Below are 14,020 nucleotides of genomic sequence, written 5' to 3'. Positions count from 1 at the left end.
CTGAGCTTCATGTCGTACGACGTCGAAAAGCCGGACGAGGAATGGCGCGCGGAGCTGAACCCGGCCGAGTACGCGGTGCTGCGGCAGGCCGCCACGGAGCCGGCGTTCACCGGTGAGTACACCGACTCCAAGACCAAGGGCGTCTACTCCTGTCGCGCCTGCGGCGCCGAACTCTTCACCTCCACCGAGAAGTTCGAGTCCCACTGCGGCTGGCCGTCCTTCTTCGACCCCAAGGACACCGACGCGGTGGAGCTGATCGAGGACCGCGCCCACGGCATGGTCCGCACAGAGGTGCGCTGCGCCCGCTGCGGCTCGCACCTCGGGCACGTCTTCGAGGGCGAGGGGTACGCGACCCCGACCGACCAGCGGTACTGCATCAACAGCATTTCGCTGCGGCTGACGCCCGACGAGGGCTGACGCGGGACCGCAGGTTCGAGCCCTGGGCGGGGTACCGACAACATCTGTACGATCCGGTGGCCGCCGTGAGCTGGTGCTTTCCGGAACAGCGGCTGGTGCGGACGACCCCGGCAGCCCGCACGCGGGCGTCGACGCCTCCCTGACCGCAGTCCGGTCACCCCGGCCAACGCCGTCGCCCGGCTGACCGCGGCCAGGCCCACCGATGTGCTGTGCTCCCGGGCGATGGACGCCGGCCCCGACCGCGGCTCCGGACGCCGGCAGCGTTGGCGAGTGGGTTTCAGCGGCGGCGCAGGCGTTTGTCGGTGATCGGCGGGGTGGGGTCGATGTAGAAGTCGCCGGGATTCACGTCGACGCCGGGCGGGACGATCTCGTCGATGCGGTCGAGGATGTCGTCGCCGAGTTCTACGTCGGCCGCGGCGAGCAGGTCGGTCAGCTGTTCGGGGCGGCGCGGGCCGATGAGTACCGCGGTGACCGCCGGATGGGCACGGACGAAAGCGGTGGCCAGATGAGGCAGCGGCAGGCCGGCCTCGGCGGCCAGAGCGGTCAGTTCGCGCACGGCGTCGGCCTTGGCCTGTACGCCCGGCCGGCTGAGGTCGAACATCTTCGCCCCCGCGCCGGCGCTGCGGTGCCCGGCGGTGGGATCCGCGCGGCCCGAGAGCCAGCCGGAGTTGAGCGGGCCGAAGGTCAGCACGCCCATGCCGTAGCGCTGGGCGGTGGGCAGCACCCGGCTCTCCACACCGCGGGTGAGAATCGAGTACGGCGGCTGCTCGGTGCGGAAACGGTGATGGCTGCGGCGCTCGGCCGTCCACTGGGCCCGCACGATTTCCTCGGGGGAGAAGAACGAGCCGCCGACGGCACGGACCTTTCCGGCCCGGATCAGGTCCGACAGAGCGCCGAGGGTCTCGTCGATGTCGGTGTGCGGGTCCGGGCGGTGCATCTGGTAGAGGTCGATGTGGTCGGTGTCCAGGCGGCGCAGGCTGTCCTCCACCGCGCGGCGGATCCAGCGGGCCGAGCCGCCGCCCCGGTTGGGGTCCTCGCCCATCGCCAGCCCGAATTTGGTGGCCAGGACGATGTCGTCGCGGCGGCCCTTCAGTGCCTTGCCCACGATCACCTCCGACTCGCCGCCGGAGTACACGTCGGCGGTGTCGACGAGGTTGATCCCGGCGTCCAGCGCCGTGTGGATCATGTGGACCGACTCGTCGTGATCGGTGTTGCCCATCGCGCCGAACATCATCGTGCCGAGTGCGTATTCGCTCACCGACATGCCGGTGCCGCCGAGAATCCTGTGCTTCATCAGGGGTCCCTCCAGGTGCGTGCTTGCCTTCCACCAGGCGAGCACCCCTCGCGGCCGGGGCGGGAGACCCGCTTCGACCGGGGGTCCAACAAACCCCCTCTGGCGCAGCTACTCCCCAGGTCACCCCGGTCTACGGTGGTGGTATGGCCCAGGAACCCAACAGCGAGCTGCGGGACTTTCTCCGCTCGCGCCGCGCGAAGATCACCCCCGAAGAAGCGGGCCTGGCACCCCAGCCCGGCACCCGCCGCGTTCCGGGCCTGCGGCGCGAGGAGGTCGCCCAACTCGCCGGCGTCAGCGTCGACTATTACGTCCGCCTGGAGCGCGGACGCCACCTCAACGTCTCCGCATCCGTCCTGGACGCGATCGCCCGCGCCCTGCGCCTCACCGATCTGGAGCGCGGCCACCTGTTCCGGATCGCCAAACCGGCCCGCACCCGTCCTCGCCCGCTGCCCCCGCAGCGCGTCCGTCCCGGTCTGCGACTGCTGCTCGACAGCCTCACCGACGTCCCCGCCCTCGTCTACGGCCGCCGCATGGACGTCCTGGCCGCCAACGACCTCGCCGTCGCCCTGTACACGGACTTCGAGGCCCTGCCCGCCCACAGCCGGAACATGGCCCGCCTGGTCTTCCTCGACGACCACTTCCGGACCCTGTACGCCGACTGGGAAGGCGCGGCCCGCGGCATCGTCGCCTCACTTCGCCTGTACGCGGGACGTCACCCGCACGACCCCGCCCTGGCCGAACTCATCGGCGAACTCTCCGTCCAGGACGCGGACTTCCGCCACTGGTGGGCCGACCATGACGTGTTCCAGCGCACCCACGGCACCAAGCGCTACCACCATCCCGTCGTCGGCGAACTCGTCCTGGGCTACGAGGCCTTCGCCCCCGCCGACGACCCCGAGCAGACCCTGGGCGTCTCCACCGCCGAACCAGGGTCCCCCTCCGCGGAACGCCTGAAGCTGCTGGCCAGTTGGTCCCGGTCCCCGCAGCACCCGGCACCGGCCGCACAACCGGACGCCCCACGGCCCTGAAACCGTTCACCGCGCACCGCGCACCGAGCCCAGGACCACGCCGACCAGGGCCCGGGTACCGGTCTCGACCACGGCCATTACCGACAACAGAGGACAGGCCGGCCACCGCGCCGGCCGCGAGCTCGTGTCGGCCCAGCCAGGCCCGCCGGGCGGGGCGCCCAGCCCGGCATCGGTCGGCATCGCCACCCGGCACCCCACAAGGCTCTGTTGTGCCTGTGTCAGGCGCCCAGTGTGAGCGTGCCCGCGCCTTGTCCGGGACTGTCCTCCCAGCGGCGGATCCTGGCCGCGAGCCGCCTCAGGCGCGGGTCCGAGGGGGGTACGTCGATCTGGAAGTGGGACTCGTTCGGGCGGCGGAAGTCTCCTCCCCAGGCCACCACGTCCTGGCACTCCTTGAGGATGTCGCGGACGGCGGCCAGTTGGTGGGGGAAGAGACCGCCCTTGGCGCCGTCCGGGTACCAGGTCGGGCGGATCGCGACCGCGGTCCCCGAGGCGTGGTTGGTCGCGTAGCCCTTCAGAGCGCTGTCCGCCGGGCGGAAACCGATCACCTCGCCGTGAACGAGGCTGTCGATCTCGTAGTGGTAGCGGCGGATGACATGGACGAGCACGGTGGCCGCTTCACCGATGCGCAGGGCCACGGAGACCGAACTGCCCGGCACCTGGCGGGTCCAGATGCCTCCCGACGCGTCGGCCTGCGGTTCCATCGGCCAGCCGTTGGCGCTTGTGGGGTGTGCACGCGGGCCTTCCTCGGCGGCCCGCGCGGACGCGGACGCCGGGGAGGGGGTCACGAACGTCGCAAGGCTGGCCGCTGCCGTCAGGCCGAGTCCGGTGCGCAGTACGCGACGGCGCGGCGGGTGCGGGGATGAGAGGGGCATGCCGGTCCCGTCTGAGAGTGAGAGGTGCGATGGGTGGCGATCAGTGCCGTCACAGGCCACGCAGGGGCGCGTTGTACTTCTCGAACACCCGGTGCAGGCCGAGCATTGCGGTGCCGTAGTCCTGGGCTCGTTCACCTTCGCCGTTGAAGCGGGCCAGCGTGAGCCGGGTGTGCTCCTCACCGGTGACCATGGACGGCTGGGGAACGCCGATCTCGTCGGCTCCCTGGATCAGAACGGCGGGCAGCGTACCGATGTTGTAGTTGTGGTCGTTGTGCAGTTGCTGCCAGACGTTCCACAGGTCGTTCTCGTTGGCGGCGTCCATGATGGTGCCGCCGGTCAGGCCGGCCCGGATGCAGTGGTTGCGTCCGCGGATGGCGGTGGCGGCGAAGATCTGTGCGAGGCCGGTGCTGGCGTCGTTCTTCGTGCTGAGTCCGGTCCCGTCGTAATGGTCGATGACCGCCTCGTCGCCGACGACATCCAGGCTGTTGTACATACGCGTCTCCCACAGCAGCGGGCTCTGGATGATGGCCTTGCGCATTCGGAAGGTGCGCGCGAGCTGGGTGACCAGCCCGTCGAAGCTCATCAGAATGTCGAACGCCTGGGTGGTCGACCGGTACGTGAGAATCTGCGCGCCCTGGTTCCCGCCCTCCTCCGGCACACCCATGCTGTTGAGGAGATACGACTGGACGTCCGCGAGCAGGGAACTCCGCCTGGACATGTCCATATTGACGTCCAAGTCCGCGGTGATCTGCTCAGGGTTGTAGGTGTTCTGGCCGGCGTCACGGCCGGACACGATGTTGTTGTCGATCTCGATGAGGCCGCCGCCCGCTCCCACCGAGATCGTGGAGATCTGGTCGAAGGCCCAGTCGTTGGGCAGCGGATAGCCCAGATTCCCGGAGAACCCGGTGGACATGTCGCAGACGAAACTGGCCGAGGTGTATCCCGCGGCGGCGACGCGGCTGCATACGTTGCGGGGTCCGTAGATGCCCGCCAGGTACCCCTGGCCGTGCTCGTTGACGACGTCCCGGATCGCACGGAAGTGCGGAAGGATGTTGTCGGTGACCTCGTGGTCGAGGGCGTCGAAGTCGACCGCGAAGTAGATACGTGTGCCGGGTCTGAAGCCGTAGTGCTTGGCCCGCTCGATGGCGGCGAAGGCGTCGGCGATTCCCTGCTCGCGGCGGAAGTAGGCAGCCTCCCCGCCCCAGGTCTGGTAGATCGGGAAGCAGTTCAGACCGTAGGCGGCCATCCGGCCCAGCTCGCCGGACTTGATGTTCTTGTCGAGTGAGGAGTTGGGGACGTTGGACAGGTAGCGGCCCACGATCTGGTAGCCCGCGTCCCTGAGCGCCGCCGCCCGCGCGTCGGTGACCTCGGTGACGCAGTCGGCCGCGGTCCCCTTGCGGGTGGCGTCGCCGGTGGACACCAGCAGCGAGGCCCAGGTCTGGAAGTCCCCGCGCCCGGTGACCGGGAGCTTCGCGAAGTTCTGGAAGCTACGCACGCGTGTCGCCAGGTCGGCGTCGAAGTGGCTGTCGAAGAACACCCCGCCGCGCTTGTTGAAGATCATGGCGGCCGTGAAGAGACTCACCCACGTCCCCGACGAGCCCTCCGAGAGGGGGTTGTTCCTGATGCCCTGCTGGGTGCCGGGGCCGAAGACCCCGTTCGCGACGTCGTCACTCATGCCTATCTCGAACTGGATCGCAAACATCAGCGCCTTCTGCACATCCCGTGAGAAGTGACCGTCGCACGGCACGATGAAGAAGTTGCGGCGGCCGACATAGCGGCCGTTCATCCACTGCTGCACCGCGCGGGTCAGCTCGCTGCCGCCCTCGATGACGACATACGCGTCCATGGTGAGCAGCGCCTTGAACACCTTGGGCACCACACCGTCCGCGAAGGAGCCGTCGACGCCCATGTTCTGCGTCAACTCGCGGACCGACGCGGCCACGGAGCCGTTGTAGGTGCCGTCGATGCCGCCACCGTCGTAGCCCTTGCAGTACAGCGCGGACTGCACCACCTTGAGGATCTTCGCGTGCTGGGTGCCCGCATTGATGACGGGGTGGCGGGACTGGAGGGTGGCGAGCGTCGTCGGACCGAAGCTGTCGGACAGGGAGGTGATGCCCAACTCGTACTGGAGCGCCCGGGTCAGCGCGAACATGACGGCCCAACTGGTGCGGCCGTTCTCCTCGACCTTCGGGATTCCGGCTACGTCGTAGGAGTTGATGAATTTCTGTGCCTCGATGACCATCTGGTCGGCCACGCTGTGTCCTTTCACGGGCTCCTGCGCGGGCGTGCAAACTCCGGTGCGGGCGGGAACGGGGCTGACGGGCGGGCAGGATCAGCGGCCTGCCGAACCCGCTGTCGCAGGCAGTGATCGGGCCGCACCGCAGCCGTCCCGTCCCGTCCCGCCAACACGGGACAGCGGACTGCCTGGTCCGGTACGCGCACCGGACCAGGGATAGGTGCTCGCTCTGTGTCGGTCGTGTCTTTCGACGCCGCGTCAGCAGTCCGGGACGCCGTCGATCCAGTTGGTGGCGTTGTCGATGTAGTAGCCGGCCATGTAGCCGTGGTGGCCGCTCGCGGTGAGGACCCACACCCAGTACGGGTTGCCGCCGACGCTCTGAGCGCCCTCCTGCTGGCAGTACACCCACACCTGGGCCGGGCTGCTCACCGTGGTCTGCACGGTCGGGCAGTTGGCGGACGACGGGTACAGGTAGCACTGCTCCCCGCCGCCGGCACGAACATTGACGCCGGAGGCCCAAACGCCGTAGAAGCCCTCGCCATGACCGGTCGCGTGGGCAGCGCCCGCCGTGCCGACAACGAGGCCGGCGGTGGCGACGACGGTGGATGCCGTGGCCACAGCGGCGGCCTTCAGGGAACGGATCATTACTGATTCCTCCTTGGAGTGTTAACGGTCGGTGCGGGCCCGGGAGCCACACCGGGCGGCACGCAGCACATGGGAAATGCTTCGAAGGGGTACTTCAACGCCGAGTCGGCGCTCATGAACAATCGACGGACACACTGGGACATCGCCAGGCACACGCAGTCGGCCCGCTCCAACAGCGGGAACCACGTGGGGAGAAACGAGAGAGCGCTCGACCCGCGATCGGGGCTGCCGGCGCGGAGTGCTCACGAACATCGCGAACCGCGGTGCGCGGTGGGATCGCCCGCCACCGTTCATGCTTCGGGCCCCGACAAGTGCCCAGGCCACCATCAGTGCGGCTACGAGCCGTCTGGTGCGGGTCGTTGGGCGAACGTGCGCCGCCGCTGTGGACGGGACGGTCACCAGGCGGCGACGCGGGCCGCCGATCGGACGGCTGTCACCAAATGCCGCTCTGGACATACGGGTTGACGGCCCGGAAGTTGCTGTCGTAGCCGGTGCCGTCCGAAAGAGCGGACCCGGCCGACCTCAGCAGTGTCCTGCGGTCCATGGAGCGACTCATGAGTTCCCCTCGTCTCAGAAGCAACGGCGTCGACCTACAACCGGCGACGTGGACAGACCCTAGCCAGACAGCGGGAGCTGAAGTCCTGACACATGTCAGGGCAACCCTCCGGTATGCGCTGCGACCCCACCGGAGATCCTCAACGCGCTGGCGTACTGGCTGGGGGCCGGATGCACCTGGAGCCCTTGGACAGCGAGCCGGCCCCGCGTATGCGTGCGGGGCCGGCTGTTGGTATCGGTACGGTGTTCCTCTGCCTGCTGGTTGATCACTTCGCCTGGGCGAGCCAGACCGCGTCGGGGCCGGCCGGGAATCGCAGCTGGCCGGTCGTGTCGTGCACGGCGTGCCACACCGTCTCGGCGACGTCGCTCTCCTTGGTGAACAGGTCCTGGCCCGTGAAGGCGTCCATGGTCTTCTTCGCCCACGGTGCGTAGGGCGCCGGGACCAGCTCGTCCACCGACGCGTCGTTCGTCGCGGTGGCGGCGAAGTTGGTCGTCAGGCAGGCACCCGGCTCGACCGTCTTCGCCTGCACGCCGAAGGGCGCGAGTTCGAGCGAGAGGGATGCGGTGAACCCCTCGATGGCCATCTTGCTCGCCTTGTAGACGGCCGAGAGGGGCATGTGGCCCAGCACCACGCTGGAGGTCACGTTGACCACCACGCCGGAGCCTCGCTCGCGGAACTGGGGAAGCACGGCCTGGGTTGTTGCCATCACGCCGAACGTGTTGGTCTCGAAGACGTCCCGCACCCGGGCCATGGGGGTGCCCTCGAACACGCCGATCGACGGGACGCCCGCGTTGTTGACCAGGACGTCGACGGGCCCCGCTGCCTCGAACGCGGCGGTGATGGTCTCGGGCTTGGTCACGTCGAGCTCGATGACGCGCAGCCGGTCCGACTCGGGCAGGACGCCCGCACGCGGCGTGCGCATCGTGGCGATGACGTTCCACCCCTGCGAGTGGAAGTAGAGGGCGGTCTCCCGCCCGTATCCGGATGAGGCACCAGTGATCAGAACTGTCTTCATGCTGGGATCCTTGCGATGGGGTGGGATCCGCAACGAGCAGGCATTTTCCTACTCAGCGGAGTAACTGCTGATCCCAGTAAATCGGTCTTACCTGCGGAAATAGTAGAATCATTCTCCCCTTTACTTGCACGATCCTCTTCTGTTTTCCGGTTCCGCTCTGGGCGGGATGCTCACGGGTGTGCGCACGGTGTTCCGCAGGAGGGCCGCGTCCTGGCTGACTGCGGTGTCGAGCAGGGCGGGCGGGGCGTCGCTGACGGCGCTCCCCGACGGCGTGCCTCCGCCGGTGCGGGGGAGTTCGCCGGGACCAGCCCTCAGCAGGAGTTCGGCGGGCCGGGCATGCCGGTCCAGCAGGGTTCGGAACACTTCCAGGGGCATGCGCCCACTGCAGCCCTCCGTCGCCATCCTGCTCCCGAAGCCGCGAGGATCGTGCAAGTGCTCGCGAGCATCGTTCTAACGTTTCAGCAGGTCAGGGGCATTGAATGGAGCCACTTCACTCCAGCGATACGGAAGAAGGAATCCATGAATGCCAAGTACGGCTTCAACGCCACCCTGACCGCCAAGCCCCACATGGGCGACCGGCTGGTCGAGCTGCTGCTGACCGGCCTGGACGAGGGCAGCCCCGGTGCGAGCGAACACTGCGTCGTCTACCTCGTCTCCCGTTCCGCGTCCGACCCCGACGTCGTCCATGTCACCGAGGGCTGGACCAGCGAGGAGGACCACCACCGGATCTTCGCCGGCGAGGCCGCCCAGGCCATCGTGGCGCAGATAGACGGACTGCTGGCCAAGGAGTCCGAGTACACCGACTACGTGCCGGTCCGCGGCAAGGCCGCCTTCTGAACCCCGGATCGCTCCGGTCTGCCGTCTCGGCGTCCGCCGAGGCGGTCCAGTCCCCGCCCGAATGTCCGGTACCACCCTGCGAAAGGCAATGACCATGGCCACAGCACGCCCCGCCCTCGACCCCGAACTGCGTGAACTGCTCGCCGACATGCCGCTGATGTCACAGCTCAGCCCGGAAGTGCTCGCGCAACTGCGTCAGCTCCCCTCGCCGCCCGTCGAGCCCCTCCTCGCCCGCCGGCAGGTCGACCGTCGCGAGCTCACCGTGCCCGCCAAGGACGGTGCCCCGATCCCCCTGTCGGTCTTCAGCCCCGCGAACACCGAGCGCACCACGGCCGCCCCCTGCGTCTACTGGATCCACGGTGGCGGGATGGTCATGGGCGACCGCTTCTCGCAGATCGACATCCCGCTGGAGTGGCTCGACGAGTTCGGCGCGGTCGTGGTCTCCGTGGACTACCGGCTCGCACCGGAAGTCACCGGCACCACCCTCGTCGACGACTGCCACCAAGGTCTGCTCTGGACCGTCGAACACTCCGAGGAACTGGGCATCGACCCCGCCCGGATCGTCGTCGCCGGTGCCAGCGCGGGCGGCGGCCTCGCTGCGGGCCTCACCCTGCTGGCACGCGACCTCGGCTCCCCGGCGATCGCCGCGCAGGTGCTGATCTGCCCCATGCTCGACCACCGCAACACCACCACCTCCAGCCGCCAGTACTCCGGCGTGCCCGGTGTCTGGACCGGCGAGATGAACGAGTTCGGATGGCGAGCCGTTCTCGGCGACCGCACCGTCGACGAGGTGTCCGCGTACGTCTCGCCCGCCCGGGCCGAGGACCTCTCGGGCCTGCCGACCACCTACATCGACGCCGGCTCCGCCGAAGTCTTCCGCGACGAGGACACCGACTACGCCACCCGCATCTGGGCGGCCGGCGGCCAGGCCGAACTCCACGTCTGGGCAGGCGGCTTCCACGGCTTCGACGCCCTGTACCCGCAGGCAGACATCTCGGCCACGGCCCGCCGAACCCGCACCGACTGGCTCACCCGACTCCTGCTCACTGACGGCTCCGCCTGACCACGGGTGACGACCACGGCTGCCCGCTACGGATTCGTGATCTCCGCGATCACGGTGGCCGCCAGGGGAAGCCTGGCGATATCGGCGGCGATTTCCTGGCGCGCCCGGCATCCACCCCCGTTGGTTCAGCCGTTGTACGGAGTGGTGACGTCCAGGACCCAGGTGACGCCGAAGCGGTCGGTGAGCATGCCGTACAACGGTGCCCACTGCGCGGGCTCCAGCGGACTCACGATGGTCGAGCCCTCGGCGAGCTTGCCCCACAGGGCGCTGATCTCCTCGGCTTCGTCTCCCCGCACGGAGACGAAGAACGAGTTCTCGCCCTGGTTCCAGGGCAGTTGCGAGGGCACGTCGTAGGCCATGACGTGGAAGCCGTCGTCGCCGACCACCTCGCCCCACATCACCCAGTCCGCCTCGCTCTCGTTCCGTACGGCGCCCACGTCCTTGTAGGTGACCGCGACAGTCCGTCCGCCGAAGACGGACCGGTAGAAGTCCAGCGCCTCACCTGCGGTGCCCCGGAAGTTCAGGTGAGTGGTGGTCGTGACGGACATGACCTGCTCCTTGCCTCGGTGTGACACATGTGTGCCGTCGGCCGTCGATGCCGAGCGGCGGCTGCCGTGACCAGGGGTCACGCCTCCCGAACGGCGCGTATGCCACGTTGGCAGAGGTAGAGGACAGGGCGTGTCCGGTACTCCGGGAAGTATGGGTGTCATGCACAAGACGTCCGCCCGGCTGCTCGCGCTGCTCTCGCTCCTTCAAACGCCCCGTGACTGGTCCGGCGACGATCTCGCCGAGCGTCTCGGCGTCACCTCGCGCACGGTGCGCCGTGACATCGAGCGCCTGCGCGAACTCGACTACCCGATCACGACCGTCAAAGGACCGGCCGGCGGCTACCGCCTGGAGGCCGGCACTCACCTGCCGCCCATGCTGTTCGACGACGCGCAGGCCGTCGCCCTGGCCGTCGCGCTGCAGACCGCGGCCGCCGGCACCACCGTCGCCGAAGACGCCTCCCGCGCGCTGGCCACCCTCCGCCAGGTCATGCCGCCCCGCCTGCGCCACCGCATCGACCTGTTGCACATCACCGCGGTCCAGCCGCCCGCGGCGGCCGGCGACACCCCCCAGGTCGACGCCCAGGTCCTGCTGGTCCTGAGCCGCGCCATCCACGCCCACGAGGAACTGCGCTTCGACTACGCCCCGGGTCCGAGCACCTCGGCCGCTGACGTCCGCCGCGCACAACCCCACCACCTGGTCACCTGGCGGCATCACTGGTACCTGGTGGCCTGGGACCTCCACCGCGAGGACTGGCGTACCTTCCGCGTCGACCGCATCCGGCCCCGCACACCCACCGGCCCCCGCTTCGCCCCGCGCGACCTCCCCGGCGGCTCCGTCGCCACCTTCGTCACCAGCCGGTTCCGCGGCAACGACGGCACCACCACCGACTGGCCCTGCCGAGGCGAAGTCGTCCTCCACCTCCCGGCCGCCGATGTCGCGCCCTTCGCCCAGGACGGAATCGTCGTGGAACTCGGTCCCCACCACTGCCGGCTCATCCTCGGCTCCTGGTCATGGACCGGACTCGCCGCCGCCATCGGCCGCTTCGACACCGATATCGAGGTCATCGGCCCGCCCCAACTGGCCACCGCGTTCGGGGACCTCGCCGCCCGCTACGCCCACGCAGCCCGGCCGCGGCAACTGTGACGCGTAACGAGTCTTGAGACACGTTTTACGTGGTACGTGCAACTGCGGGGCACGCCCCGACCGTCTGACAGGGAGCCGGGTCTGTCAGGGCCGAAGAGCGAGAGAGAGTGGGGCACGCCGTGGGACGGCGCAAGGGCAGCATAGGGATCGCGCTCATAACGGGTGTGGTGCTGGTGGGCGCGAGTGCCTGCGGCGGGGGCGGCAGTGACAAGGCGAGTGGGGGCGACGCGAAGGCGTCGGGCAAGGCGAGTGTGAGTGCCTCGCCCTCACCGACGAAACCGGCCGGACCGCCGATGCTGCTGGACACCATCACCCCGCAGACCGGAACCACCGTCGGCGTGGCCATGCCGATCTCGGTGATCTTCACGAACCCCGTGGCGGCCAAGGCACGGGCCACGGTCGAGAAGCACATGAAGGTGAGTGCCTCGCAGCCGGTGGCCGGCGCCTGGCACTGGATGGGCGACAAGCGAGCCGACTGGCGCCCGAAGGCGTACTGGCCCTCCGGTACGACGGTGAAGATCGACGCAGACATGAAGGGCGTCAGCAACGGCAACGGACGCTACGGCGTGCACGGCTACACGCACACCTTCAAGATCGGTGACGACGTGCGCGCGGACGTCTCCGTGACCGGCCACACCATGAAGGTGACCCGCAACGGCAGCCCGGTGCGCACCCTGTCGATCAACGCGGGCAGCGCCGAGTACCCGACGTGGAACGGCACGATGGCCGTCATCGACAAGCAGGAGAAGGTCCACATGACCTCCTGCAGCGTCGGCATCAGCTGCGACAAGGGCAGCCCCAACTACTACGACCTGACGCTGCCCTGGGACGTCCACCTCACCCAGTCCGGCACGTACGTGCACTACTCGACCGGCGACCCGAACCCGGGCAGCGGCAGCGCCCGCGGCTCGCACGGCTGCGTCCACCTGTCCATGGCCGACGCCAAGTGGTTCTACGGCCAGGTCAAGCAGGGCGACCCCATCACCATCACCGGCTCGCCCCGCGCCAAGGCCCCGGCCGACAACGGCTACGCCGACTTCAACCTGGGCTGGGACCAGTGGCTCGCGGGCAGCGCCTCCGGGGAGAGCACGACCGCCACGCTGTGACGCGCTGAAGAGGCGGCCGGCCTCCTACGAACCGGTCGTCCCGAAGGTCACCTTGTAGTAGCAGGCCCCCTTGCAGGGCATCGTCGCCCCGTCGTCGAAAGCGTACGAATAGGCGTACGGGGCGGCCCGCTTGAAGACCTGGGTGTAGTCCACCGGCCACTTCGAGGGCACGCAGTTCTCGCGGCCCGCCCAGGCGCCCCGACAGCAGTACGTGTCGCCGCCGAACGCCGCGCACGGAGGCTTGCAGCCGATGACCTGGCCGCCCGAGGTGGCCCGCATCGTGGTGGGGCAGTCGACGTCCGTGGTGCAGACGCCCTTGTAGCAGCCCGCGGAGCTGACCGGGTCGACGGTCGTGGTGTGCGAGACGTTGATGTACATCGGCAGGTTCGAACCGTCGACCATGCTCACGTCGTAGAAGTCCATGCCCGCGTACGCGTCGAAGGTGAACTCACCCAACGTGGTGGGCGGGTTGGGGCCGTTGCAGACGCTGGTGCAGTCGCCGGTCGCGCAGTACCCCGCGGCCGTAGAGGTGCAGCCCGTGCGGCCCCAGATGCGGCCGCCCCAGTTGTTCGCCACCGTCACCGACAGGCTCTGGCCCGGGGCCAGTTTGCGGCCCTGCGGGTAGACGGCGGTGTTGGTGACGATCGCCCAGACCGTCTTCGGGGTCCGGTTGACGACCGTGATCAGACGCTTGCCCGCGGGCGCCGACGACGGCTGACCCGCCGACCCCTCCGACCCGCCGGTCGGCTTCCCCGTGCTCTTTCCCGACGCGCCGGCCTTGACCGAGGGCGAGGCCGAGACCGAGGCGGACGGCGAAGGGGAAGGGGAAGGGGAAGGGGAGGCAGAAGGGTTGTGGCTCGGCGAGGGCGACGGGCCGCCCGGTCCGGACGGGAGCGCGGCGGCGTCCTGGCGGTCCACCGTGCGAGGGCCGTCGGTTCCGGACGGCGACCACGCGCCGTAGGCGATCAGTACCGTGGCGGTCGTCGCGAGGGCGGCTGCCCCGGCGTACCACCACCGGCGTCGGCGGGGTGCCCGTGCGCCGTGTCGTCTGCGTCCTCGTGCCATTCCTGCGCCCTTCCTCGTCCTCTTCAGATGCGTCCCTGCCTATCGGTGACCTGGTCCACGGCGGCCGGACAACATAAATTGCGAAGCCGATCGGCCGATTTTTCTGTTGTACCCGGCTGCGCAGGCGGTCTCCGTTCCAGGGAGCGCGCTCCTCAGGTCCGGTTCCGGAAGTCCGGTTCTGGGCCTGGGAAGCC

General features: G+C 69.1%; 15 protein-coding genes. 6 read left to right on the top strand and 9 right to left on the bottom strand.

Annotated features, from left to right (window positions below; genetic code table 11):
- Window positions 1-9: 9 nt before the first annotated feature.
- The gene (gene msrB / locus M2283_RS29735) at window positions 10-417 is read left to right on the top strand and encodes a peptide-methionine (R)-S-oxide reductase MsrB (protein ID WP_280879511.1); all 408 of its coding nucleotides are present in this window, start codon (window positions 10-12) and stop codon (window positions 415-417) included.
- Between the two features lie 277 nt (window positions 418-694).
- Here msrB and M2283_RS29730 read toward each other — a convergent pair whose 3' ends face one another.
- Window positions 695-1,711, bottom strand: a complete 1,017-nt coding sequence (locus tag M2283_RS29730; protein WP_280879510.1) for an aldo/keto reductase — start codon at window positions 1,709-1,711, stop codon at window positions 695-697.
- Window positions 1,712-1,854: 143 nt separating this feature from the next.
- Here M2283_RS29730 and M2283_RS29725 point away from each other — a divergent pair, with 143 nt between their 5' ends.
- Window positions 1,855-2,739 carry a helix-turn-helix domain-containing protein gene (locus tag M2283_RS29725; protein ID WP_280879509.1) on the top strand — a complete coding sequence of 295 codons (885 nt, stop codon included), beginning with the start codon at window positions 1,855-1,857 and terminating at the stop codon, window positions 2,737-2,739.
- Between the two features lie 218 nt (window positions 2,740-2,957).
- Here M2283_RS29725 and M2283_RS29720 read toward each other — a convergent pair whose 3' ends face one another.
- The 6 genes from M2283_RS29720 to M2283_RS51995 all read right to left on the bottom strand — a co-directional run bounded on the left by M2283_RS29720 (window position 2,958) and on the right by M2283_RS51995 (window position 8,438).
- A complete protein-coding gene (locus M2283_RS29720; protein ID WP_280879508.1) occupies window positions 2,958-3,611 on the bottom strand; it encodes a hypothetical protein in 654 nt (217 codons plus the stop codon).
- Between the two features lie 49 nt (window positions 3,612-3,660).
- Window positions 3,661-5,865, bottom strand: coding sequence for a glycoside hydrolase domain-containing protein (locus M2283_RS29715; RefSeq protein ID WP_432423144.1), 2,205 nt, complete (start codon window positions 5,863-5,865; stop codon window positions 3,661-3,663).
- Window positions 5,866-6,105: 240 nt separating this feature from the next.
- Window positions 6,106-6,492 (bottom strand): hypothetical protein, encoded by a 387-nt coding sequence (locus M2283_RS29710; protein ID WP_280879507.1) that lies wholly within the window; start codon window positions 6,490-6,492, stop codon window positions 6,106-6,108.
- 433 nt (window positions 6,493-6,925) lie between these two features.
- A complete protein-coding gene (locus M2283_RS29705; protein WP_280879506.1) occupies window positions 6,926-7,048 on the bottom strand; it encodes a hypothetical protein in 123 nt (40 codons plus the stop codon).
- Window positions 7,049-7,313: 265 nt separating this feature from the next.
- Entirely contained in the window at window positions 7,314-8,063 is a 750-nt protein-coding gene (locus M2283_RS29700; protein WP_280879505.1) for an SDR family oxidoreductase, read from the bottom strand.
- A 120-nt stretch (window positions 8,064-8,183) separates the two neighbouring features.
- Entirely contained in the window at window positions 8,184-8,438 is a 255-nt protein-coding gene (locus M2283_RS51995; RefSeq protein WP_432423143.1) for a hypothetical protein, read from the bottom strand.
- A gap of 144 nt (window positions 8,439-8,582) precedes the next feature.
- On the opposite strand from M2283_RS51995, the gene M2283_RS29690 reads away from it, so the two are divergent.
- Window positions 8,583-8,900, top strand: a complete 318-nt coding sequence (locus tag M2283_RS29690) for a putative quinol monooxygenase (RefSeq protein ID WP_280879504.1) — start codon at window positions 8,583-8,585, stop codon at window positions 8,898-8,900.
- 94 nt (window positions 8,901-8,994) lie between these two features.
- The gene (locus M2283_RS29685) at window positions 8,995-9,963 is read left to right on the top strand and encodes an alpha/beta hydrolase (RefSeq protein ID WP_280879503.1); all 969 of its coding nucleotides are present in this window, start codon (window positions 8,995-8,997) and stop codon (window positions 9,961-9,963) included.
- Between the two features lie 125 nt (window positions 9,964-10,088).
- On the opposite strand, the gene M2283_RS29680 is transcribed toward M2283_RS29685, so the two are convergent.
- Window positions 10,089-10,511 (bottom strand): VOC family protein, encoded by a 423-nt coding sequence (locus tag M2283_RS29680; RefSeq protein WP_280879502.1) that lies wholly within the window; start codon window positions 10,509-10,511, stop codon window positions 10,089-10,091.
- Between the two features lie 160 nt (window positions 10,512-10,671).
- Here M2283_RS29680 and M2283_RS29675 point away from each other — a divergent pair, with 160 nt between their 5' ends.
- Together M2283_RS29675 and M2283_RS29670 are read left to right on the top strand one after the other, a co-directional pair.
- Window positions 10,672-11,655: a helix-turn-helix transcriptional regulator gene (locus tag M2283_RS29675; protein ID WP_280879501.1), complete on the top strand. Its 984-nt coding sequence runs from the start codon at window positions 10,672-10,674 to the stop codon at window positions 11,653-11,655.
- 119 nt (window positions 11,656-11,774) lie between these two features.
- Window positions 11,775-12,761, top strand: a complete 987-nt coding sequence (locus tag M2283_RS29670) for a L,D-transpeptidase (protein WP_280879500.1) — start codon at window positions 11,775-11,777, stop codon at window positions 12,759-12,761.
- A gap of 24 nt (window positions 12,762-12,785) precedes the next feature.
- Here the strand turns inward: M2283_RS29670 and M2283_RS29665 are convergent, their stop codons facing one another.
- Complete coding sequence (locus tag M2283_RS29665) at window positions 12,786-13,826, bottom strand: thaumatin family protein (protein WP_280879499.1); 1,041 nt, start codon at window positions 13,824-13,826, stop codon at window positions 12,786-12,788.
- Between the last annotated feature and the right edge of the window lie 194 nt (window positions 13,827-14,020).

Source organism: Streptomyces pseudovenezuelae, from assembly GCF_029892565.1.
In the GTDB taxonomy this organism is placed as follows: Bacteria; Actinomycetota; Actinomycetes; order Streptomycetales; family Streptomycetaceae; genus Streptomyces; species Streptomyces pseudovenezuelae_A.
Note: the sequence above shows the minus strand (reverse complement) of the source record. Positions and strands in the feature narration are given on the sequence as shown.

Excerpts from the sequence above, each read along its gene's own strand:
- msrB (WP_280879511.1), top strand. The coding sequence starts at position 10 with ATGTCGTACGACGTCGAAAAGCCGGACGAGGAATGGCGCGCGGAGCTG.
- M2283_RS29730 (WP_280879510.1), bottom strand. The coding sequence starts at position 1,711 with ATGAAGCACAGGATTCTCGGCGGCACCGGCATGTCGGTGAGCGAATAC.
- M2283_RS29725 (WP_280879509.1), top strand. The coding sequence starts at position 1,855 with ATGGCCCAGGAACCCAACAGCGAGCTGCGGGACTTTCTCCGCTCGCGC.
- M2283_RS29720 (WP_280879508.1), bottom strand. The coding sequence starts at position 3,611 with ATGCCCCTCTCATCCCCGCACCCGCCGCGCCGTCGCGTACTGCGCACC.
- M2283_RS29710 (WP_280879507.1), bottom strand. The coding sequence starts at position 6,492 with ATGATCCGTTCCCTGAAGGCCGCCGCTGTGGCCACGGCATCCACCGTC.
- M2283_RS29705 (WP_280879506.1), bottom strand. The coding sequence starts at position 7,048 with ATGAGTCGCTCCATGGACCGCAGGACACTGCTGAGGTCGGCCGGGTCC.
- M2283_RS29700 (WP_280879505.1), bottom strand. The coding sequence starts at position 8,063 with ATGAAGACAGTTCTGATCACTGGTGCCTCATCCGGATACGGGCGGGAG.
- M2283_RS51995 (WP_432423143.1), bottom strand. The coding sequence starts at position 8,438 with ATGCCCCTGGAAGTGTTCCGAACCCTGCTGGACCGGCATGCCCGGCCC.
- M2283_RS29690 (WP_280879504.1), top strand. The coding sequence starts at position 8,583 with ATGAATGCCAAGTACGGCTTCAACGCCACCCTGACCGCCAAGCCCCAC.
- M2283_RS29685 (WP_280879503.1), top strand. The coding sequence starts at position 8,995 with ATGGCCACAGCACGCCCCGCCCTCGACCCCGAACTGCGTGAACTGCTC.
- M2283_RS29680 (WP_280879502.1), bottom strand. The coding sequence starts at position 10,511 with ATGTCCGTCACGACCACCACTCACCTGAACTTCCGGGGCACCGCAGGT.
- M2283_RS29675 (WP_280879501.1), top strand. The coding sequence starts at position 10,672 with ATGCACAAGACGTCCGCCCGGCTGCTCGCGCTGCTCTCGCTCCTTCAA.
- M2283_RS29665 (WP_280879499.1), bottom strand. The coding sequence starts at position 13,826 with ATGGCACGAGGACGCAGACGACACGGCGCACGGGCACCCCGCCGACGC.